At 59.9% G+C, this 23,134-nt stretch carries 15 protein-coding genes and 3 pseudogenes; 10 read left to right on the top strand and 8 right to left on the bottom strand.

Annotation, left to right across the window (positions count from 1 at the left end; translation table 11 throughout):
* The 3 genes from C477_RS17170 to C477_RS17160 all read right to left on the bottom strand — a co-directional run bounded on the left by C477_RS17170 (window position 1) and on the right by C477_RS17160 (window position 5,374).
* Window positions 1-2,559, bottom strand: coding sequence for a GcvT family protein (locus tag C477_RS17170; protein ID WP_049914634.1), 2,559 nt, complete (start codon window positions 2,557-2,559; stop codon window positions 1-3).
* Between the two features lie 179 nt (window positions 2,560-2,738).
* The gene (locus C477_RS17165; protein ID WP_008895798.1) at window positions 2,739-3,677 is read right to left on the bottom strand and encodes a bifunctional 5,10-methylene-tetrahydrofolate dehydrogenase/5,10-methylene-tetrahydrofolate cyclohydrolase; all 939 of its coding nucleotides are present in this window, start codon (window positions 3,675-3,677) and stop codon (window positions 2,739-2,741) included.
* A 959-nt stretch (window positions 3,678-4,636) separates the two neighbouring features.
* Window positions 4,637-5,374, bottom strand: coding sequence for a creatininase family protein (locus tag C477_RS17160; RefSeq protein ID WP_008895797.1), 738 nt, complete (start codon window positions 5,372-5,374; stop codon window positions 4,637-4,639).
* A gap of 90 nt (window positions 5,375-5,464) precedes the next feature.
* Between C477_RS17160 and C477_RS17155 the strand changes: the two genes are divergently transcribed.
* Entirely contained in the window at window positions 5,465-6,487 is a 1,023-nt protein-coding gene (locus C477_RS17155) for a succinylglutamate desuccinylase/aspartoacylase family protein (RefSeq protein WP_008895796.1), read from the top strand.
* Window positions 6,488-6,507: 20 nt separating this feature from the next.
* Here C477_RS17155 and C477_RS17150 read toward each other — a convergent pair whose 3' ends face one another.
* Together C477_RS17150 and pabB are read right to left on the bottom strand one after the other, a co-directional pair.
* Window positions 6,508-7,128, bottom strand: a complete 621-nt coding sequence (locus tag C477_RS17150; protein WP_008895795.1) for an anthranilate synthase component II — start codon at window positions 7,126-7,128, stop codon at window positions 6,508-6,510.
* Window positions 7,125-8,642, bottom strand: coding sequence for an aminodeoxychorismate synthase, component I (gene pabB / locus C477_RS17145; RefSeq protein WP_008895794.1), 1,518 nt, complete (start codon window positions 8,640-8,642; stop codon window positions 7,125-7,127). The genes C477_RS17150 and pabB overlap by 4 nt, the downstream gene beginning before the upstream one ends.
* 233 nt (window positions 8,643-8,875) lie before the next feature.
* On the opposite strand from pabB, the gene C477_RS17140 reads away from it, so the two are divergent.
* The 5 genes and pseudogenes from C477_RS17140 to C477_RS23140 all read left to right on the top strand — a co-directional run.
* On the top strand, window positions 8,876-10,075 hold the full coding sequence (locus tag C477_RS17140; RefSeq protein ID WP_008895793.1) for a hypothetical protein: 1,200 nt from the start codon (window positions 8,876-8,878) through the stop codon (window positions 10,073-10,075).
* A 596-nt stretch (window positions 10,076-10,671) separates the two neighbouring features.
* On the top strand, window positions 10,672-12,054 hold the full coding sequence (locus C477_RS17130) for an aromatic ring-hydroxylating oxygenase subunit alpha (RefSeq protein WP_049914633.1): 1,383 nt from the start codon (window positions 10,672-10,674) through the stop codon (window positions 12,052-12,054).
* Between the two features lie 58 nt (window positions 12,055-12,112).
* Window positions 12,113-12,358, top strand: a pseudogene (locus C477_RS25060) (hypothetical protein); the annotation flags it as partial.
* A gap of 91 nt (window positions 12,359-12,449) precedes the next feature.
* On the top strand, window positions 12,450-12,557 hold the full coding sequence (locus C477_RS25055) for a hypothetical protein (RefSeq protein WP_008895790.1): 108 nt from the start codon (window positions 12,450-12,452) through the stop codon (window positions 12,555-12,557).
* Between the two features lie 424 nt (window positions 12,558-12,981).
* Window positions 12,982-13,176 (top strand): annotated as a pseudogene (locus C477_RS23140) (DDE-type integrase/transposase/recombinase); the annotation flags it as partial.
* Between the two features lie 30 nt (window positions 13,177-13,206).
* Here the strand turns inward: C477_RS23140 and C477_RS23135 are convergent.
* Window positions 13,207-13,885 (bottom strand): annotated as a pseudogene (locus C477_RS23135) (IS6 family transposase).
* A 347-nt stretch (window positions 13,886-14,232) separates the two neighbouring features.
* On the opposite strand from C477_RS23135, the gene C477_RS17120 reads away from it, so the two are divergent.
* From C477_RS17120 to C477_RS23125, 4 genes are all read left to right on the top strand, one after another.
* Window positions 14,233-15,555 (top strand): dicarboxylate/amino acid:cation symporter, encoded by a 1,323-nt coding sequence (locus C477_RS17120; protein WP_083870324.1) that lies wholly within the window; start codon window positions 14,233-14,235, stop codon window positions 15,553-15,555.
* 736 nt (window positions 15,556-16,291) lie between these two features.
* Complete coding sequence (locus C477_RS23130; protein WP_083870319.1) at window positions 16,292-17,494, top strand: FAD-dependent oxidoreductase; 1,203 nt, start codon at window positions 16,292-16,294, stop codon at window positions 17,492-17,494.
* Window positions 17,495-18,424: 930 nt separating this feature from the next.
* The gene (locus C477_RS17115) at window positions 18,425-19,660 is read left to right on the top strand and encodes a methylaspartate ammonia-lyase (RefSeq protein WP_008895788.1); all 1,236 of its coding nucleotides are present in this window, start codon (window positions 18,425-18,427) and stop codon (window positions 19,658-19,660) included.
* 195 nt (window positions 19,661-19,855) lie between these two features.
* Window positions 19,856-20,074: a HalOD1 output domain-containing protein gene (locus C477_RS23125; RefSeq protein ID WP_083870318.1), complete on the top strand. Its 219-nt coding sequence runs from the start codon at window positions 19,856-19,858 to the stop codon at window positions 20,072-20,074.
* 381 nt (window positions 20,075-20,455) lie between these two features.
* On the opposite strand, the gene gdhB is transcribed toward C477_RS23125, so the two are convergent.
* Both gdhB and C477_RS17105 read right to left on the bottom strand, forming a co-directional pair.
* Complete coding sequence (gdhB, locus tag C477_RS17110; RefSeq protein WP_008895787.1) at window positions 20,456-21,742, bottom strand: glutamate dehydrogenase GdhB; 1,287 nt, start codon at window positions 21,740-21,742, stop codon at window positions 20,456-20,458.
* A gap of 255 nt (window positions 21,743-21,997) precedes the next feature.
* Window positions 21,998-22,984 (bottom strand): asparaginase, encoded by a 987-nt coding sequence (locus C477_RS17105; RefSeq protein WP_008895786.1) that lies wholly within the window; start codon window positions 22,982-22,984, stop codon window positions 21,998-22,000.
* Between the last annotated feature and the right edge of the window lie 150 nt (window positions 22,985-23,134).

Here is a 23,134-nt window from a genome sequence, read left to right as displayed (position 1 = left end):
CTACCGGATGATCTTGTCGCGGCCGGGATCGAACAGCGGCTCGTCGCGGACCGTCGCGTCGTAGGTCTCCCCTTCGCACTGGATCTGCACCGACGTCCCGGCGTCGGCGTACTCGCTGGGCAGGTAGGTGTAGGCGATCGATTCGCCGACGCTGTAGCCGTAGTCGCCGGCCTGAACGTAGCCGACGGCCTCGCCGTCAGCGAGCACCGGCCGTCCGCCGAGCATCGCGTCGGTCGAATCGTCCAGCGTCAGGCAGGCGACCTCGGTATCGATGCCCGCCTCTTTGGCCTCGACGAGCGCCTCCTTCCCGATGAACTCGGTGTCGAGGTCGACGGCGAAGGGAAGGCCGGCGGCGAACGGATCGACGTCGGTGTCGACGTCCGTTCCCCACAGGCGGAACCCCTTCTCGAGGCGCATCGACTCGAGTGCGCCGCCGCCCATGGGCCTGACGTCGAGATCTCGACCGGCTTCCCAGAGCGTGTCCCAAAGCTTCCGGCCGTACTCGGAGGGTGCCCACAGCTCCCAGCCGAGTTCGCCGACGTACGAGACCCGCAGCGCGATCACGGGGACGTCGCCGACGTAGAGCCGCTTGCAACTGAAGTACGGGAACTCGTCGTTAGAGACGTCGGCATCGGTGACTCGCTGGAGCAGCAATCGAGACTTCGGTCCCCACAGTCCGACGGTGCACTTCGCGGATTCCTCGACCGTCACGGAGACGGTGTCGTGCGCGTGGTCCTGGATCCAGGAGCCGTGGATCCCCGGCGAGTTGCCGCCGCCGGTCGTCACCATGTACTCGTCCTCGTCGAGGCGGGCGACGGTGAGGTCGGCGATGATCGTGCCGCCCTCGTTCAGCATCGTCGTGTACCGGACCTTCCCGACGTCGATGTCCATGTCGTTGCTGCAGATCTGCTGGAGGAACTCGCCGGCGTCCTCGCCCTCGACCATGATCGAACTGAACGTCGTCATGTCGAACATGGACACGTTCTCGCGGGTGTGGAGGTGCTCGGCGCCCTCGATCGGGGAGCGGTTGATCCCCTGCCAGCCGTCCCGTTCGGGGATCCGGTCCTCGTACTTCTCGACGAGGTCCGAGTTGGACTCGTACCACTGGGGCGTCTCCCAGCCGCCGCTCTGGTAGAACTCGGCACCGAGTTCCTGCTGTTGCCCGTAGAACGGACTCACGCGCAGCCCGCGGTGGTCGTCGGGCTGCCACCGCGGTTCGACGATGCTGTAGACCTGCTCGTACCGTTTGCCGCCGCGGTCCGTGAAGTAGTCCTTGCTCCCGGCGTGGGGTTCGAACCGGTTGACGTGGATTCCGCTCGTGTCGACGGGTCCGGACGGGAGCCGCGGGACGCCGTTCTCCATCCACTCGGCGAGGATCTTCCCGTAGCCGCCGGAGTGAGTCCACCAGATCGCCAGTCCGGTCCAGAGCCCGTCGATCGCCGCTGTTTCGCCGAGCACCGGCATCCCGTCGGGCGTGTAGACGAAGATGCCGTTCTCGGTGACGCGGAAGTCTTTGCCCTCGGTCGCGGGCAGCAGTTCGTCGAACGCCTGCTGGGGTGACTTCTCGCGGTTCGGATGCGTCGCCTTCGTCCAGTGCTTCTCGGTGAAGCTGTGGACCGACGCCTGGCTGTCCTCGTCGTTTTTTCCCATCTCGTCCGGGTCGACGACCAGCGGCTCGTGGTTGTACGAGCCGAGTCCGTAGCCGTCGCCGTGCGTTCGGAAGTACAGCGAGTTGTCCTGGTCCCGGCCGACCGGCCGGTCCGGCGGCTGGGCCATGAACTCCGTGATCTGGCTATCGCCGGGGACCTCGAGGCCGGCGGTGGCGTCACCGATCACGTCGCCGGAACCGTCGTCGTCGAGTTCCGCGAGCGGATCCGTGACGACGTACTGGTGTTCGACGGGCGTGATGGGCAGCTCGAGGCCCGCCATCTGACCGGTCTGGTACGCCCAGTTGTTCGTCGCGAGGACGCACCGATCGCACTCGATGCGGCCGTTGTCGGTGGCGACCGCCTGAATCTCGCCGCCGTTGGTCTCGATGTCCGTCACCTCGGTGTCGCCGAAGAACCGGGCCGATGACGTCTCGATGTACCACTGCAACGCGTCGGTCCCGGCGACCTGCCCGTCGGTCGGCGAGTAGTAGCCACCGAGGATCTCGTCCTCGTCGACGAGCGGGAGATGTTCCGTGACTTCCTCGGGCTCGAGGAGCTCCGGCTCCGGCAGCCCGTACGAGGTGGCCCACTCGACGCGCCGCTGGAGGAAGTCCATCCGTTCCTCGGAGCGGGCGAGTTCGATGCCGCCGACTTCGGTGTAAACGCCCGCGTCCTTCAGCAGTCGGCTCGTGTAGTGGGCCGTCTTGGTCTGGATCTTCGACGGTGACGTCTGGAACATGATTCCCGGTGCGTGCGTCGACGAACCGCCGGTTACCGGAAGCGGTCCCTGATCGACGACGACCACGTCCTCTGCGCCGAGTTCCGTCAGGTGGTAGGCGATACTACAGCCGACGGCCCCGGCGCCGATGATCACTGTCTCGGCTCCCGAAGGCAAGCTTTCGGTGCTCATGTGATACCCACACATGCTACAGTCCCGCTCATAAATATACCGCTGCTTTAAGTGAAACGGGCGATCGAGGCCGCTTCACGGGGCGAATCGCGAATCCCACAACAGGAAAGAAAGTTGATGGTTTTTGCGAACGCGGCATCGTCATCGGCTCGACCGGGCGACGGCATCTCCGTCGCCGGTCACGGGAGCGATACGTCGACGTCGGCTCGCAGACTCGCCGCCTTGATCGTATTGTAGAGGAGCATCGTGATCGTGAGCGGCCCGACGCCGCCGGGGACCGGCGTGATCGCGTCGGCCTTCTCCTTTGCGCTCTCGAACTCGACGTCGCCGACGAGTTCGTACCCCTTCTCGGTGTCCGACTGGTCAGACGAAGTCTGACTGTCCTCCGAACGCCGTTCGGAGACATCCACGCGGTTGACGCCGACGTCGATCACGGTCGTTCCCGGCGAGAGCATCGATCCGTCGATCAGTTCCGGAACGCCGGCGGCCGCGACGACGACGTCCGCGTCCCGCGTCTTCGCCGCGAGGTCGTCCGTACGCGAGTGACAGACCGTCACCGTCGCGTTCCCGGTGTCGGACTTCTGGACGAGGAGATTCGCCATCGGTTTCCCGACGATGTTCGACCGGCCGACGACGACGACGTCCGCACCCTCGGTCTCGACGCCCTCCGCCTCGAGTAGTTTCTGGATGCCGTGGGGCGTACACGGCTTGAACCGAGGCGTACCGGTGACCAATCGACCGACGTTCTCCGGGTGAAACCCGTCGACGTCCTTCCGCGGATCGATCCGCTCGAGGACGGCTTGCCGGTCGACGTGATCCGGGAGCGGTAACTGCACGAGGATACCGTGGACCGCCGGGTCGTCGTTCAGTTCGTCGATCCGATCGAACAGCGCGTCGGCCGGTGCGTCCGGATCGAGTTCGTGGTGGATGCTCTCGATCCCGAGGTCGTTGCAGGCCTGCCGTTTCATCGAGACGTACGTCTCGCTCGCGCCGTCGTCGCTCATCAGGACCGTCGCCAGCCCTGGCGTCGTGCCGGCGTCCGCGAGCGTCTCGAGGCATGGTTCCAGGTCCGCCGTGATACGATCCGCGATCTCGTTCCCGTCGATGATCCGTGTCATAGCTGATCTCGTTCCGATCGCTGCGGGTCGCGTCCGCTCGAGGAGACGGGGCGCTACGGCCGGCACCTCGATCGGGTACCGGCGCCGTCGTTCGTCGAGACGGACCGCATCGGCCTGCAGCGATGTCGACTAAAGGGTTTCCGAGGAGGGTAATTAATCCACGTGTCGATCGCTACTACGCTCCGCAGTCGGGCCCGCCTCGGTAGACGTCCGTCCCCCGAATCGCACGCTACGATCGATATCACGGTCGGATTCGGCGGGCCGGTTTATACACCTGTAGTATTTGCGGTGGAAACCTATCCGTCCCAATGCGCTCTCTCCGAACGGCACCGAACAGTGGTGCCGAAACCGGGACGGGAGAGTCCGCAACCGTGACCAGATACCGTCCCAACTCCCGGGCTTCGCCCCGGCCCCGGGTCCTCATCCTCAACCAGATCCTAACTCTCTCCAGTTTCGTGCTTCAGCCGTCGAACGGCGATGGCGTCGCCTCGAATTGTCAGTGATAGTGTATGACGAGCGACGCCGAGCGGATCCGATCGCTATCGAGAGACGCGACAGCGGACCATCGGAGAACCGACGGCGTGGCCCCGTGGTTCGGTGGCTCCGGAGAACGGGAATCGGGACCCGCTCGGCTACGCGAGCGGGAACGAGTGAGATGCGACGACGGGACAGAGGAATGCGCCCCGCAGTGTGGCTCGGCGGAGCCGTCGAACGACCGCCGACGTTACGACAGCACGCGCTCGCGTTCGACGTTCACCCGCGTACGAGAGCCGGAGCGCGGTGACCGGAATGTTCTTCGCGACTGACGCCGGTGAGCCGTGATTGGCCGAAGAAATAACAGTGATATCCGTGTGAAGCAAGGGGCGCTCGAGGTGACAGTATCGAGACGACACCGGCAACGGACGACAGTCTCGTCGAGCGTTGGGAAGCGGCTGCGCCGTCGCGGGCGCGGGGTTCGGTCACCGGTGTGCGGGGCGGTCGAGATCCCGGTCAGCGATGGTCTTCAGCAACGCGATTAGCGCATCGGCCGCCGCGTCGAGCAGCTCCTCGCCCAGCTCCGCGCTCGCCTCGCGCGGATCGCCGACGACGCCGTTCTCGGTGAACTCGGCCGAGTCGAACGCGAGATTGACTCTTCCCTGCCAATCTCCCCAGCGATCGCTCCCGTTCTCGGCGGCCTCCTCGAGGCGGTCCTCGCGGACGGCGCCGGGATTCGCGTGCTGCACCAATGCCGTCTCGAGCGGCCCGCCGTGGCCCATGCGAGAGCTGTGTTCGCCGACCTCGTCGAACCACGTGAACGGCACGGCGTAGGCCTCGTCGCAGCGAGTGATCCGGCCGGCGACCTCCCGGAGAGCGCTCGTATTGCCGCCATGGCCGTTGACGAGAACGATTCGATCGAACCCGTGGTGGGCGAGGCTGTCGACGATATCCCGGACGTACGCCTTGAACGTCGACTCCGAGGTCCAGAGAGTGCCGGTGAACTGCCGGTGTTCCTCGGCGATACCGACGGGGATCGCGGGCGCGACCGTGACCGTCCCCTCGTACCGCTCCGCGGCCGCGTCCGCGACCGCCTCGGCGTTGAGCGTGTCTGTTCCCAGCGGCGCGTGCGGACCGTGTTGCTCCGTGCTCCCGACCGGGAGCAGCGCGAGATCCGTTTCGGCCGCGTCTATCTCCGTCCACGTCGCTCGCTCGAGATGCATACGGCCGATCGCTGAACGCGTAGTCGCATAAAACATCACCTCCTCGAGAGACGTGCAAACTTACAAGTTCGAACGAGGGGTTGAACGAGTATGGAGCACGAGACCGTTACCCATACGACCGCCGAACGCCGTCTCGCTCGCTTGCCGTCCGGGACGGACGTCGCGGTGACCGTCCATCGGTACGACGGCGGAGCCGGACCGACCGTCTACGTGCAGGCCGCACAGCACGGCATCGAACTCAACGGAACGGCCGCGCTGCGTCGATTGCACCGCCACCTGCTGACCGCTGATCTCGCCGGGACGGTGATCGCCGTGCCGGTCGTCAATTCGCTCGCGTTCGATCACGGATTGTACGTCACGCCGCAGGCGGTCGACGCGGTCAACTCCAACTGTAATCGCGTCTGGCCCGGCGACGACGCGGGAACCCTGCAGGAACGGATCGTCGCCCAACTGTGGGAGCTGATTGAGTCGACCGACGTCGTGATCGATCTGCACACTGGGACCCCGGACATGCTCGAGCACGTCAGATTCCAGCCCGGAAACCGGAAGTCACGGACTCTCGCGGCGACGTTCGGGGCCGACTATCTCCTGACCGACGCGACGTCCGACGATGAACCGGACGACGGCACAGGGGACGGCGACGCGGCGGACGACGACGCGGCGGACGACGGCACGGCCGACGACGAGCCGTATCAGGGCAAGCTCCGAACGGCCGCCGCGCGGGCCGGCATTCCGGCGATCGTCCCGGAACTTTCGAACAGCCGCCAGATCGATCACGACGCGGCACACCGCGGAGTCCGCGGGCTCCGGAACGTCCTCGGCGAACTGGGAATGCTCCGCGAGGAACCGGCGCCGACGCCGTCGCAGACGATCCTCCGAAACGACGAGGGGCGGATCGGCACCGACGCTTCGGGGCTCTTCGAACCGAATCCGGAGGTCACCGTCGGTGATCGCGTGCCCGCGGGAACCGAACTGGGGACAGTGTACTGTCCCTCGTCGTTCGAGGAACGCCAGCGCGTGACGACGACCGACGCCGGCGTGATCTACTCGCTCACCCGCGAGTCCGTCGTGACCGCCGGCGAGAAGGTCGCCTGTATCGCGGAGCGAGCGTGACCGGCCGTCGATCGTCCGACTCAGCCGCGGGCGATCGAGGTACAGAAGTTCTCGACGATGCGTTTCCCCGACTCGGTGAGAATGCTCTCCGGGTGGAACTGGACGCCGACGTGGGGTAACTCGGCGTGGCGAACGCCCATGACGATCCCCCGATCGTCGTCGGTGTGGGCGGTCTCGATCAGTTCCGCCGGCAGGTCGTCGCGTTCGACCGCCAGCGAGTGATACCGACCGACCTCGAAGGGATTCGGCACGCCGTCGTACAGCCCCGTTCCGTCGTGGTTCACCGCGGACGTCTTTCCGTGGACGACGTCGGGCGCGCGTCCGACGGACACCCCGTGAGCGGCACAGAGGGCCTGATGCCCGAGACAGACGCCGAACGTCGGGTACTCGGTCTCGGCGAAGATATCGACGGAGACGCCGGCCTCGGCAGGCGTCCCGGGGCCCGGGGAGACGACGATCCCGTCGGGATCGAGGTCGCGGACGCCTTCGATGTCGATCTCGTCGTTGCGTCGGACGATCACGTCGTCGAACTCGCCGGCGTCTCGCGGCGTCGCTGCGGGGCCTGTCGGAGCGATCGCTTCGGCGACGTACTGAACCAGGTTGTACGCGAACGAATCGTAGTTGTCGACGACCAGAATCATCCCGCATCACCGACCGCGTCCGTCGCGGTCTCGAGGGCGAACGACGCCCGTTCGCCCAAGGCCTCGTCGACCGCCGTCACGAGCGCCCGCGCCTTATCGAGCGTCTCGTCGTACTCCCGATCGGGAACGGAATCGTGGACGACGCCGGCGCCGACGCGGAGGTGGTACTCCTCGGCGTGGCGTACCAGCGTCCGGATGACGATGTTCAGCGTCGCCCGGTCGTCGAAGCCGAAGATCCCGATGCTCCCGGTGTAGGGGCCGCGTCGGGTCGTTTCGACTTCGTCGATGATCTCCATCGTCCGCGGCTTCGGTGCGCCCGTGATCGTGCCGCCCGGAAACACCGCCGCGACGGCGTCGGCGATGCTCGCATCGTCTCGCAGGGTTCCCTCGACGAGGGAGACGAGGTGCATGACTTCCGAGTACCGGTCCACACGGCGATAGTCCGTGACCGACACGGAACCGTACTCGCTGACCTTCCCGAGGTCGTTGCGCTCTAAGTCGACGAGCATCGCGTGTTCGGCGCGTTCCTTCTCGTCGTCGCGGAGATCTGCCGCCAATCGCTCGTCTTCGGCCGGCGTCCGCCCGCGGGGCCTGGTTCCGGCGATCGGTTCGGTGACGAGCGAGCCGTCGCGGACCTCGAGCAGCAGTTCCGGACTCGCGCTGACGAGGTCGATGCCCGGGAACTCGAGCAGTCCCGAGTAGGGGGCCGGATTCACGCGTCGCACCGCGTCGAAGACGTCGACCGGATGGACGGCCGCCGGGGCGACGAGTCGATGGGAGACGTTCGCCTGAAACGTGTCGCCGTCGCGAACGTATCGCTTGACTCGCCGAACGCGGTCGGCGAACGCCGCTCGACCGCACTCGCTCTCGAACGCGGCCCGGGTCGCGTCGACCGGCGGACTGCGGTCCGCTTCGCTGCCGTCGATCGCCGCCTGCGCCAGGGATCGAGCCCCCGCTAGACCGGTCTCGTAGGCGTCGGCGGGATCGTCGTCGACCACGGGACAGGCGGTCACTCGTAGCTCCGTTTCGCCGTCGCCGTCGCGCGGTTCGCGCCACGCGGCGACCTGATCGAAGACGCCCAGTTGAAGCCGCGGCAACCCGCGTTCGTCGGTCGTCGTCGACGGTAACGACTCGAGCTCCCTGGCGACGTCGTAGGAGAGCCAGCCGAACGCACCGCAGGGATACGGAACCGAGCAGTCTCCGCGTACCAACCGCTCGCGCTCGAGGAGCGCGTCGACCGTTCGGATCGTTGGACTCCCGCCGTCCCGATCGACCGCGTTCGCAGTTACTCGAACCCGTTCGACGGGATCGATACCGAAGTAGCCCCAACCGGACTGCCCGCCGGTCGTCTCGAGGTAGAACCCGTCGGCCTCGTCGGTCCGGGCCCTGCAATAAGCGTCGAACGGATCGGCGACGGAAACGCGTACTTCGACCGGGACGCGAGCGCCGTCCGGCGCGCTCTCGGCAGTCTCTACAAACGATTCGCTGTCTGTTACGACCGTGATCGTGCTCATGGCGGATACCCGCTACCGGGACCGGCCGTCCCCCGTCCCGGAAGCGTTCGTATCAGGAGCGCAAGCGGAGAGTATAAAAATGTTGTGCCGCGAGTAGGCAGACCACGATATAACGGGTGTCCCGGCGATCGGAGAGTATTACCGCTCTCGGACTGGTTTTCCGGGAGACATATAAAGGGGTGGGCTATTCCTCATGTACCCTTATCCCAAATGAACGGATGATTATTGATATCATGGGAGTCAGTGGCTCGATTGAGAAGCTCTCTCAAACGATCGAACGATACGAAGCGGCCGGGGGCGAGATCCATCGCGTCGACGCGACGGTTCGAGGGGACGGTGATGAACCGAGCATCGCGATCGACGCCGTCGTTCCGCTGTGTTCGGCCGCGGGGGTGGCGTCCAGCGAGGACGAGGCGACACCGCGAGCGGCGACGGTCGAGGAGAACGGCGGCCTCTCCCTCGAGTTTCCGCCGTCAGTCGTGCCGAAGATCGACGAGTTCGCGCCCGCGGACGCGTCGCTCGTCACGGAGGAAGCGACGGTCACCGCGGAGGGAACTGTCGTCGTCACGTTCGCCCTCGGTCTCGAAGCGAACGCGGAGCCGAGCAGTGAAACGGGAACCGGGAACACCGAGTCCGACGGGAGCGGAAGCGAATCGACCGACGCAATCGAGCGCGACCGCTCGGATCGCGAGGCAGCGGCCGATTCGCTCGAAGGGACGGTAACGACCGGCGAGTCGAAGTCGGAACCGACGACCGAAAGCGAGGACGAACGCGCGTCCGAGCCCCGCGACCGATCCGCCTCGGATTCGGCTCCGAACGCGGTGACGAGCGACGTCGCGATCGACGACGAGACCGAGCGCGCACTCGCGGCCGCACGGAACGAAGACCTGCCGCCGTACGACGACGTCGAGTACCTGAAGTGTCTGTACGACTCCTTCGATACGTTCACCGCGATGGCGGAGGTACTCGAGATGGACGTCGCGTCCGAGACCGTTCGGCGATATATGATCGACGCCGACATCCACGAGCCGACGTCCTACGAAACGACCGCGCCGGACGAGGACGACGCGACGACCGACGGTTCGGAAACGACGACCGGCCAGCGGGATCGTTCCGCCGCTGAAGATCGTGAGCCGATGACCGACGATTCGGTCGCGGCCGTCCCGGAGAAACAGCTCGTCGCCGACGGGATCGGTCTCCCCGAAGACGTCGAAATCAACGAACTGATGGACGCGATCGAGTCATCTATGACGTTACACGACGTCACCCGGGAGCTTGGCCTCGAGCGAAGTCGGACCCGCGAACTGCTCGAGCAGCTGAACCTGCTCGATCTCGTCGTGAAACGCGTCTACGGCTCGGCCGATCCCGAGCGACCCCCCTCGCGAAACGAGATCGCCGATCGAATTCGCGAGAGCGTCACCCACGGTCAGTAACGCGAGCCGCCGTGGAACGACTCCCGAAGCGCCGGCAGTGCGCACCGCCCCCTCTCCCGCTGTTCTCCCTCTGGCACTCGCTACATCCATGCGTCGTCGGGACAGACTAGCTGCCCGCGACCGAGGCATACGACACGGGATACCGGCCGACTCGTCTCGACGGGCCGCAATCGCCATCCTCGATCTCGGCGCGATCGGTCTCGACGACCGTACGCGCAACGTTGCAACGTTCGGGGCGACCGAACCCGCGGACGACGCGATCGAACGGGTGGTACTCTCGTTTCGGCACGTCCACCTGCTGATGCTCGAGGACGCGTGTATCGTCCGCTACGTCTCCGAAGCGGGACGGGTCGCGTTACTGGAAAACGAACGGAGAACCGTCTCCGAACGTTCCTCCCCGAGTCCCCTCGTTCGTAGTTCTCGCGACGACCGGCATCGGTCGTCGACGCGGTCCGACATCGCCTCGGCGAGCGAACGGTCCCGGTGACCGAATCGCTCTCGGGCCGAGCACTCCCCCCCGATCGGTTGCTCACTTATATTCATGTTCAATATCACTGGTCAACAGTTTTTAGCCCTCATTGTGTTATTGGTACCGTATGACACAGTGGGACGATTCACAGACGAAATCGGTGAGCGAGGACATCACGGAGAAGTCGAACGCGCTGCCGGCTCGCTACTTCACTGACGATGACGTCTTCGAGATGGAGAAAGAGAAGGTGTTCGGCCAGTACTGGGTGTACGCCGGCCACGCCAACTGTATCGAGGAATCTGGCCAGTACTTCACGCGNGAGATGGAGAAAGAGAAGGTGTTCGGCCAGTACTGGGTGTACGCCGGCCACGCCAACTGTATCGAGGAATCTGGCCAGTACTTCACGCGGACGATCGGCGATCGCCAACTGATCGTCGTCCGCGGTCACGACGGCGAGGTCAAAGCGTTCGACAACGTCTGTGCCCACCGCGGCTCGAAGATGGTCGAGGACACGCCGATGACCGACCCCGGCGATGCGAAGCGAATCAAGTGCCCGTACCACCTCTGGACGTACGACCTCGAGGGCGAGCTCAAAAGCACGCCCAAGAGCTTCGACGAAGCCGGTCTGAACCCCGACCTCGAGGACGANCACCTCTGGACGTACGACCTCGAGGGCGAGCTCAAAAGCACGCCCAAGAGCTTCGACGAAGCCGGTCTGAACCCCGACCTCGAGGACGACGAGGTTCAGGAGTTCGACGCCGAAGAGAACGCCCTGAACGACGTCCACGTCGATACCATCGGCCCGCTGATCTTCGTCAACCTGCGCGAGGATCCGATGCCGCTGGCCGAGCAGGCCGGCGTGATGAAAGACCGCCTCGAGGCGCTGCCCCTCGAGGAGTACGAACACGCCACCCGAATCGTCTCGGAGGTCGAGTGCAACTGGAAGGTGTTCGCGAGCAACTACTCGGAGTGCGACCACTGCCAGGCCAACCACCAGGACTGGATCAAGGGCATCTCGCTCAACGACTCCGAACTCGAGGTCAACGACTACCACTGGGTGCTCCACTACACGCACGCCCAGGACGTCGAGGACGAAATGCGGATCCACGACGAGCACGAGGCCCAGTTCCACTACTTCTGGCCGAACTTCACGGTCAACATGTACGGTACCGCCGACGGCTACGGTACCTACATCATCGACCCGATCGACACCGACCGCTTCCAGCTCATCGCGGACTACTACTTCCGCGACAGCGACCTCTCCGAGGAAGAGCGGGAGTTCGTTCGCACGAGCCGCCAGCTTCAGGAAGAGGACTTCGAATTGGTCGAACGCCAGTGGGAAGGCCTCAGAACGGGCGCGCTCGCTCAGGCCCAGCTGGGACCCAACGAACACACCGTCCACCGCTTCCACCANCTCAGAACGGGCGCGCTCGCTCAGGCCCAGCTGGGACCCAACGAACACACCGTCCACCGCTTCCACCAACTCGCCCAGGAAGCCTACGACTCGTGATGGTATCGCCTCTGCATAACCGATCGACACTGAAACACGACACTCAGAACCAGAATCCATGAGTACTCAAGATCAGGCACCGTACGTCGCGTCCTGTCCGGAGTGCGACGTCGATCTGCAAACCGACGCTCCGAACGAGATCGTCGACTTCCACCGCCGTCACTATCGCGTGACGGGACACGACGTGGAGTTCGAACGCGCGCAGTTGGAGTTAGACGAAGATGTCACGAGCGACGATCTCAAGGACGCCGTCTGGCAGCTCCAAGAGCAGTACGAGAACGGCGTCCCGATCGGCGTCGTCGCGGCGGTGATGTCCGACCGCGGACTATCGATCGGCGNGGCAGCTCCAAGAGCAGTACGAGAACGGCGTCCCGATCGGCGTCGTCGCGGCGGTGATGTCCGACCGCGGACTATCGATCGGCGAGACGGTCGACGAGATCCACGACGTACGGATGACCGGCGGTCTGTACGAACCGCAGGACGACCACCTCGGTGCGTTCTGACGTTCGTCCCAATCCTCGAGTCGCGTGCTTCGAAGTCGTTGCTGACGGCTGAGTTCGGGTTCCTCTCTGGACCGACTCGGCACCGTGTGTCCTGAAGAAGGCGCCGTCGCGACCGAATCGCTTCCCCTCGTACGTACGTTGGTCGTCGAGACCGAACAGCCTCTCCCTGCGAAGCGCTCGGCGATTTACGAACGGTATCGGGTCGCAGCGAATCGGACCGCTATCGATCCTTGACCGATCGCACGGTTCATGACCGACTCTCGCAGTTGCTGTTTCTTGATATCCGACTGGCTGACAGCGAACGCGACCCGCCGACGTTCACGAGAGTTTTACCCTCGTGCGGCCTCTTGGAGCGCTTTGCGCTCCAATGGTCGGCGAATCGAAGATTCGCCTCGACAGCAGAATGCTTCGCGTTCTGCGGACAGCGTCGCCGTCGCGGGTCGCTGTTGACGAAACTGCTGTCAAGATTAATGGAGAGTGGTCTTGATTGTACGCTACAATAGACACCGGGTCCACGTTGATTCTCGGTGTCGCGTTGTTCGGTCGTCACGGCACTGATCCGGTAGCTGCATTTCTGCATAGACTCCGCGAGAAACACGATCTCTCAGATACCGAGTTCTCGCCGATCAATTCGGCTATCGGTCACTGTCTAGTTCTGCACCTTCTCAACCGGCGTGTTTCCACCGAGAGATTGATGCGGTCTCTGGTGGTTGTAGTAATGCACGAATTGTTCAAGACATCCTCGGACGCTCGTCCGATTGCTCACCCATGAATTCTGGAAGCGATCGATCCGCACTTTGAGGGTGTGAAACCACTCTTCGACCAGGTTTCGCTCAGTATAGTTGATCCGACCGCTTCATCCTAATCGAGAGAGTGCAGTCCGATAGCCGAATTGATCGATGAGAGACTCTGCATTTGAGAGATCGTATTTCTCGTGGAGTCCATGTAGAAACGCAGCTGCCGGATCGGTACCGTGCCGACCGAATAACGCGACATCGAGAACCAACTTTGTCTCGGTGTCTATTGCAGCGTACATCCAAGACCACTCGCCGTTGATCTTGATAGCAGTCTTATCAACAGCGACCCGCCGACGGCATCGCCGTCGGCGGGTCGCGTTCGCTGTCAGCCAGCCGCTGTACCCAGTCTCAAACCGATTCGTGAGAGCGTTCAACGCCTAATTCAGCGAGAATTGTTGTTGTCTCTCGAAGCGAACAGTCGGTCTGATGGGGGCGGATGGCGAACGCCCTGACGGCCGTCGCCGTCCGCTCATTCTCCCAAGATTCTTCTAAATCCGCCTCGTAGCTCTCGCTGAGCAGGTCTGCGAGCATCAACCAACTCAACAGTACGACCTGCTCACTTCTCAAACTGGCTCAACTAGACAGTGCCGGCTATCGGACTGTCCCCGCTCGATTAGGATCGAACAGTCGAGTGAACTATACTGACTGAAACCCTATTGAAAAATTGTTTCAACCCCAAATTCGAATCGACCGTTTGCATAATGACTGGATCGGCAGACGGTCAAGCGCGCGTACGGATTGAATAATTTGTGCATTACTATAACTGACAGAGAGCGCATTAATCGCTTGATGGAAACACGCCAGCCGAGGAGATCCAGAACTAGACAGTTTAATTCGGAAAGACTATCAATCAGTCCATGAATTTCACATTGGATACTATGATTAGATTATTCCGGTCGGCATGGAAACAATACCGATCAGTTCCAATCGTTTATCGAATCGGAGCAGCGTTCGTTCTCGGTGCTCTCGTTGGACTGGGAGTTGGTCAGCCGGCAACGTCACTGCAACCGGTTGGTGATCTCTTCGTCCGATTACTCGAGATGATCATCGTTCCTATCATTATATTCACATTATTGATGGCGACGCGAGAACTCTCCCCGAAGAATTTGGGGAAGGTCGGCGGGCAGGTCATACTCCTGTATATCGCCACAACGACTGTTGCTATCGCGATGGGACTCGGTATGAGCAATCTCATCAACCCCGGCGCAGGGATGACCGTAGAGCAGACTGATGTCCAGACCGAACAAACACCGTCGCTCGTGGATCAAGTATTCAATATTGTCCCTGAGAACCCGTTCGCTGCGATAGCCGAGGGGAACATTCTGGCTATCATATTTTTCACGCTCATCTTCGGTCTCGGGATGACGATGGTACGAGCGGAAGTTGAATCGGACTCAGCGGTCCGAAACGGCATTGACACCATCTTCGACGTAGTTGACGCCGGAGCAGAGGTCGTGTTCAAAATCGTCTGGGGAATTATGGAGTTCGGCGTCCTCGGTGTGTTCGCACTCATGGCAGCGTTGTTTGGGGAAGTTGGCGTACAAGCGATTAGTGCGTACTTCACTCTATCACTGACTCTCGCGCTTGCTATTGGCCTCCAGATTTCCCTCGTCTATCTGCTCCTGATTATCCGAGGAGCAGTCGGCGCTTCACCAGTGGCCTTCCTGCGTGGGATCAAGGAGGCGCTTATTACAGCGCTCAGTATTCGGTCGTCCACCGCAACGCTTCCCGTCTCGATGTCGGATGCCGACGAGAACCTCCGTGTCGAAGAGCGCGTGTATGGCTTTTCACTCCCGCTAGGTGCGACGATCAATATGGATGGGACATCGATGTACCTCGGCATTGTCGCGGTCTTCGCCGCGAATATGGTCGGTGTCTCCCTTACACTGGTCGAACAGTTTACCATCCTGCTTACTGCCCTCCTTGCAAGTATCGGCACCGCGGGCGTTCCCAGTGCTAGCCTCGTCATGATGACTGCGGTGTTGACGCAGGTAGGACTACCACTCGAGGTCATTGGGATGATCGCGGGTATCGATCCACTGCTCGACCGCCTTCGGACCATGAACAACATTGCTGGCGACCTAGCAGTGACCACGGTAGTCGCAAAGTGGAACGATGCGATCGATCTCTCGTCCGGCGTCTGGACCGAGACACCAGTTGAGTTCAGTGAAGAGTCCGTAAGCGTGTCAGACAACGATTGACCGGAAACCAGCTCGAGTCGACTCCGATTCCGACGAACTCGAGCAGTTCATACTACCAGTGGCTGCCGTACTACTACTGCTACTGGTTCGGATAAGAACAGCGAGAACTACCCCCGAAAGCGCGACCACGCTCGAATGCATACTCGTATCTATCCCACTAGGTACCTCCACGACAACGAACGGTGTCGGTTCGTCGTCGTATCATGACGGTTGCTAACACAAATCCGGCACTATAAACACTATGTTAGTTTTATTATAATACTCAACTTTCACGATAGGCATCAAGAAACGAACTCGAGTGCATTCCACCATCGTGGTTGGAAAGCTTATTCCGAAGATACGAACAAGATTAACAGCTTATTAGCCGTTCCGTGTGTGCGTTGTTGAAGCGGTTTAGAAACGAAGAGGTTCTTCGTTTTACCTCTCCAAAGATACGTTCACTACTAGTCGGATTCCGCATGTTTTGCATCTGAAATCAGGCCCTCGCCCTGATAGGCGTCGTTCAGTGATTGATCGCCATCGACGAGAAACGCGGCGTTGGAGACGTCGTATTTCTCGAGGAACTCGCGGAAGAGCGAGTTTTCAATGAGATTTTAGCCAGTATAATTCACTTGATCGTCGAATCCCAACCGGAGCACGATTTCGGGAGATATCGTCTCGCTTGTCCTGATTGTGGGCGGGACTGCAAACCGAGCCGAATCAAAACGAATATCGTAGACGCCGTCGTTGGATCGATATGCAGCGGGCGAAGCAAACCGAACGACGAGTCGACGTAGCCGTAATTGGTGGGGGTGTGATTGGCATAACAACTGCTATCTGCCTCGAGCTCCGGGGATACAGTACCGCGATTTATACGGCGAAGATCCCGTTCCGTGATGAGCCGTCTCCGGAATTTGCAACGCCGTATGCGGCCGCGTCGATCAAACCAGCGTCGGTAACGATGTCCAGACAGCAACGTGCTCTTGCGATTTCCCAGGAGATATTCGGGTTTCTCGCTAACACGGGATCGATGGGCGTTCGCCAGCAGCCACATTTCGTGTTACACGAGGAGGATCACTCGGACCCGGAATACGCAGATACCGTGAGTGGATTTTGTCGCATTTCTGAAATTGAACAGTATCCTCACCGTCCGAATGCTAATGCCGTGTTCGGCTGGCGATTTAATGCCTATTTTGCTGAGCTCCCGGTCTATATTGCTCGCTGCTATGCGCTCTACGAGTCCCTTGGCGGCGTTGTTCACGAGCGTTCTCTCACTCGTGAGACGTGCCGCAACTTACCAAGTGACGTACTGGTGAACTGTGCTGGGATCGGTTCTCAAGAGATATTCGACGATCAACGGCCGTGGATGATTCATGTCGGCCATCAAGTTCTTGTTGACGGACTTCCGCTCATTCGAACTGATTCCGGCGACCTGTTTTCCTATAACTATACACCACATCCCGATGCGGTCGCGGATGGATTCGCTGGTGAGGTATACGCCTATCCTCGAATGGACACACTAGTTCTCGGTGGTAGCCGACTTCCCGTTGCTCTGGAGGACGATTGGGACGGACACATACCCGGCGTCTCCCGATCAGTTGGGGATGTGGAGGTTCCTGCACGTATCGTCACGATCAACGACGAACTGCTTGACTCGTACACGGGTATTTCCATTGAGACGGGTAACCTGGCAGGGCGCTATGGATTTCGGCCAGTTCGTGATCCCGATGGCGACGGTGTCCGAATTGAACGGGAATCACTCGACGGTCGGCCAGTTATTCACAACTGTGGTCATGGCGGAGCAGGTGTAACCCTCTCTTGGGGCTCGGCGGTAAAAGCGTGTGAACTTGTAACCGAAGTCGCAGATCCGGCACCAACTCCTCTTTCCGTGTCGCGAGAATTCACTTTCGCAAGGAGATTGGCGACGCGGATTCGTTCCGACTACGACTTCGGTCGATAACGTACGATCGGTAGAGTCCCGATCACGGGTCGTTCAATCTGAGTAGCAGCTACTGATACCCATGTCCATCGAACTGATTAAAACTGATATCGCCCGACTATAGCAGCCTAGCTGGTGTGACGGTACTGCGACTCTCGCTGAGAGACTCATGGGTCGTCAGTAACACTATAGTAGCCACTGAAAGTCATCGTACATCTGATCGTATGTGGTGCCGTGATCTGTCTGTAAATCGTTTCAGTGGCTCTATAGAAGTATCCGGTATCCAGTCGATAATTGGCCCGTAGCTACCAAGGCCAAAAGTAACAAAAAGCAACCATAGTTCTCTGACTTAGACCAGCAACACAGACGTTGAAGGCTGTCGTGCCAGCGAACCCACTCGGGCAGGTTCGTGGTGTTCGCCTCCGAGCGAAATTTCGGAAGGACACAGAGGCAGGAAACGGCACGCATCGCCCTTCTACGGTCCCGTATCGACGTATCCGGCCGACAATTCGTTTCGAAAGAGTGAATCAGAGGTTCTCTCCGGGAGAGCGAATCTATGCATCATAGAATTCTAACCCCTATAAGTAGATTTATCGGAAATATCGTTGATACAATCGCTCTGAGTCTCATCAATACTGTTCCCTTGGAAAGGCCATATTCGATTTTGCGATATTCTTATAGTAGAACTGATAGTCTGGCTGTGATGGTCGTTTGAGTACGGTACGTACAGTAATCACACCCCCCTATTCTCCCTCTCTACAACAGGGCAATTACAATTGTATGTATGTAATCCTCTGCCCTTTGCTACCTTTAAAAGAGATCGGCCAGCGAAAGATTCTATATATCGTGGAATAAGCATCCCCGGCTATCTCAGCCCGAATTACCGCTATCCTCTGCCTATAATGGAAATTTATATATGTATGACTAATAAAAGTCAACTCGGTCGACAAAATGACAAAGATAGCCGACGTAACCGCAGTTCCAACAGCAGGCGGATTCTACTTCGACGATAAGGAAGCCATTGTGACGAACGCAGAGAGAGACGGCTTCCTATACAATGGCGAATCAATTACACCTGGATTCGAGAAGGTTCGTCAACCGGCCGAGGCAGTAAGTGTCGTTATCGAACTCGAGGGTGGCCGGACTGCTTCCGGTGATTGTACGGCGGTTCAATATTCAGGCTTTGGAGGTCGTGATGGGTTCTTTGCTGCGGAAGAGCACATCGGTGATATTGAGGAAATCATTTCAGAAGCGCTCGTTGGTCGTGATGCTAGTGAATTTCTCGCAAATGTGGAGGTCCTAAGCGATGTCGCGGACAGTGCGGAAATACACACTGCGGTCCGATACGGGGTTTCTCAGGCCCTACTCAATGCAGCGGGGACTGCCTCCATGAAGACGATGACGGAGGTCATCGATGACGAATATCGTATCGACTGTACGCCCCGACCGGTTCCGCTCTACTGCCAAAGCGGCAACGACCGCCGTCAAAACGCTGAGAAAATGATCCTCAAGGAGGTTCCGATTCTTCCACACGGGCTGTTCAATTCGGTAGAACAGATCGGCCCCGAGGGGGAACGACTCCTCGAGTACCTCGAGTGGCTTAGCGATCGGGTGACTGAAATCGGTTCACCTGAATACAACCCGACGTTCCATGTGGATATCTACGGGACAGTCGGTGAAATTTTCGACCCACCGTATGACCGTACTGAAGTGCTCGACTATTTTGCGGCTCTCGAGAACGCCGCATCACCGTATTCGCTTCAAGTGGAGAGTCCGATAGAGAGCGGATCACGCGACGAACAGGTTCATGTACTCGGCACGCTGCGGGATGCGTTGGCCGAGCGGTCGATACCCGTGGACATTATCGCTGATGAATTCTGTAATACCTACGACGATGTCACCACCTTTGTCGACGCCGGTTCCGTCGACGTTGTCCAGATTAAGACGCCGGACCTCGGAGAAGTAACTAACAGCATCGACGCTGTCCGGTACTGTGAGGAAACTGACACTCGTGCCTACTTGGGAGGGAGCTGTGCAGAAACGGATATCTCTGCCCGAGTTTGTGCGCAGATAGCGCTTGCGACACAGCCGGCACAGTTACTGGCGAAACCGGGAATGGGAGTCGATGAAGGATACCAGATTATGGCTAACGAAATGGCCCGTATTTCCCAGCAAATAAGCAGCTAAAGCTGAATTCATATTTCACGGATTCAGATTCCGACTGAGTAGGCTCTGTTGAAACCCTCAACTGGTGACAGGTTAGCACCCCCAGCGATAAGTACAGGAGATTCGTTTGTCGAGAGTCCCCAACCATCCTGATTTATAATCATCTACTTCAATTCACGATTCACTTATAGGCGAGGCCGTCAAATTGAGTCCCTAATGGGGAATCAAACGATGAGTGGAGATTCCAGTATAGCCATTGAAATTATAGATGGGGTTGCAGAAATGGAGGAGCAGGATCCGCTGGACTTGCCACCTCTATATGATACCGTTGACCCTGATTCACTGGACCGTCTTGCTGAATCAAGTAAAGTTCAGTTCGAATACATTGGATACAATATAACTATAGATAGCGGCACAATCACGATCAATCAGTAAACGCTCTTCAGCGACCAGCTGTTTCAGACGAGAATGCATCTGAAGAATGGGATTTCAACAGAGCTACTGAGTACTATATTTACCGTTCTGTACTGGTCTCAGATACTACCACCCGTGAAATAATATTAAGCGATATGCGGGGAAACGGAGACCCTAGGAGACGAGCTAACGGCACCAGAGGAGCTATCTAGTCGACAAATAGGACTAGTCAGAACAACTCTCAACGGCCTAGTTCCGTACGTCGATTCCGGGTCGAAGAGGGTGAGTTTGCCAGATAGCTCTATCAGAACCAGGACCGAATGTGGTCGATACGGACGGTACGGGACGGATGTTCCGGCCCAATACGAGAAACGGGTTCCTCTACGATGGAAACACTTCGAGTTACGGCCAGAGGCCGCGCGTCGCTTTTGCCTCTGCGATCCGTGAGAGTGCGACGACGTAAGCCGCGTCCCGCCAGGTCAGCTCCTTTTCGTCGACTTCTTGGCGGACGTCATCCCAGGCGTCGAGCATGTGCTCCTCGAGTTCCTCGTTGACGCGCTCGAGGGACCACTGTCGCCGGTTGATATCTTGGAGCCACTCGAAGTAGCTCACTGTGACGCCACCGGCGTTAGCGAGAATGTCCGGAATCACGGGCACATCGCGCTCTTCGAGGATGGTGTCGGCGGCGAACGTCGTCGGTCCGTTGGCGCCTTCGACAACGATCTCGGCCGTGACGTGTTCGGCATTGTCCGCGGTGATGACGTTCCCGACCGCGGCCGGGATCAGAACGTCGACGTCGAGTTCAAGGATTTCCTCGTTAGAGAGTGTCTCCGGGGCATTCTGTTCGAGGACGGCCTCGGGCTCCTCATCGTGGGTTGGTATCGAGCTGACGTCGAGTCCGTTCGGATCGTATATCGCACCGTTGACGTCCGAGACGGCGACGACGGTCGCACCCCAGTCCTCGAGCAGACGGGCGGCGTTGGCGCCGACGCTACCGAACCCCTGGACGGCGACCGTGGTGTCCTCGAGGTCGTGTCCGTAGTAGTCGACGGCCTCGCGCGCGGCGATGGCGGTCGAGCGGCCGGGCGCCTCTTCGCGCCCGTAACTGCCGCCGATTACCGGCGGCTTGCCGGTGACGACACCGGGGATCGTTTCGCCCTGCTGCATCGAGTAAGCGTCCATGAACCACGCCATCGTCTGCGCGTCCGTCCCCATGTCTGGCGCCGGGACGTCTCTCGTCGGACCGATGACGTAGCGCAATTCCTCTGCGAACCGACGAGTGAGCCGTTCCGTCTCCTCGTCGGACAGAGACTTCGGATCGACGGCGATGCCGCCCTTGCCGCCGCCGAAGGGGAGGTCCATCACGGCGCACTTCCAGGTCATCCACATCGAGAGACCGATGCACTCGTCGGCGTTCACCTCGGGATGGTACCTGAGCCCGCCCTTGTAGGGACCGCGCACGTCGTCGTGCTGGGCGCGATAGCCAGTGAAGACCTCGACGGAGCCGTCCTCACGCTCGAGCGGGACCGACACCTGCTCGACCCGTGTCGGATGCTTGAGTCGTTCGATGACCCCGTCGTCGACATCGACGTGGGTTGCAGCGCGCTCGAGCTGGCGGCGGGCGGTGACGAGCGCGGAATCGAGCTCCTCGTCCGGTTCGACCTCCTGCTGGGATGATGATGAACTCATCGAATGCAATAACGAATTTTCGTGCTAGCTTGCAAATGTTTCGGTTCCGTCGCTTGCGATGTGGAAGCTCTCGCTGATCTCGTCGACCCAGATGTTAGTTACATCCGGAACACCATCTCTTCCTCTAGGCCTCTCTTGTCGGCAGAGCAGATGCTTGCGATGTATTTGTCCCAATCCAGTGGATAGCTTCTCGCATCGAGTAGTCTATCCAATTTTTCTTCTCGAGTTTGTATTCCGCGTCGTGTCGCGTCAAGCTCATTGATATCCGTGGCCATTCAATCGGCTAGCGTCAAACACTTCCTGATAATCGTAGTCGGGTTTCTGTGACAGTGCTACTATCAGTTTGATCCGCGCCTTGTGAGCGGAAAGGTTCGACGCAAACAGTGCGTCCTTTTCCTCGAGAACTGCAGCGCCTCCTTCGGAACCGTATACCGGGGAAACGATTCCGTCTCGACACCGCGTCGTGATCACAACGACGATATCGTCGGCAATGGCATCACCGATAGAATCTGCGACGTCCGGAGGAACGTTTCCGAGTCCGAGCGCATCAACGACGATTCCATCAACACCACGGTCGACGGCATGAGTGATCTGTCTCCCATCGGTGTTCGTCGACGTCGACACAATCTCGACAGTCGCTGTGACGTCTCGTGCGGGGATCGTCATCGACAGGCTCTCGGGCCGACGGTAGAACCAGAGGCCGTCGGGTGTCCGTTCTGCGACCGGTCCGTAGTTACCCGAATCGTATGCGTCGAGATTGCTACTGTGGTCTTTTGTCACTGGTCGTGCTGCATGAAGCCGGTCGTTGAAGAAGATATAAGTTCCCGTCTGAACGTAATCGTGATTCGCTGCGGCGAGGGCTCCGCGAAGGTTTGCCGGCCCGTCGGGACTCTGGCTATCGTACGGCCGTTGTGCCCCAGTGAGGACGATCGGCACGTCAATGTTGAGCACGAGATCGAGATAATACGCGGTCTCTTCGATCGTATCAGTCCCATGGAGGACAACGACTCCGTCGACACCGTCGGCGACGGCTCGAATGCGATCACTCAGGGCCACAAGGTCATTAATCGTCAGTTCCGAGCTCGGGGTCTGTGTGAGCTGTTCCGTCCTAACATCGAAATCATTGAAACTTTCCGGATAGGAATCGACGAGGTCCCGAACTGACTTGGTTGGGACCGTTCCAGTTTCGCTTGAGGTACTTGCGATCGTACCACCGGTCGCTATGACAGAGATCGTCGGCATATGTCGTACTATTCGAACGAAACGTATACCGATTGCGATTAACCCTAACCGTAGAAATGAGAGACTGTACGTGTCGGTATCGGGGAGACGGAAGTCGTTTGACTCTCCGGAGCTGTTATCTCAAACTATGTCAAAATTCTAGGACAGAAA

The organism is Haloterrigena salina JCM 13891 (assembly GCF_000337495.1).
GTDB classification, from domain to species: Archaea; Halobacteriota; Halobacteria; order Halobacteriales; family Natrialbaceae; genus Haloterrigena; species Haloterrigena salina.
The sequence above is the reverse complement of the archived record's forward strand: the minus strand, read 5'-3'. Positions and strand labels throughout refer to the sequence as shown.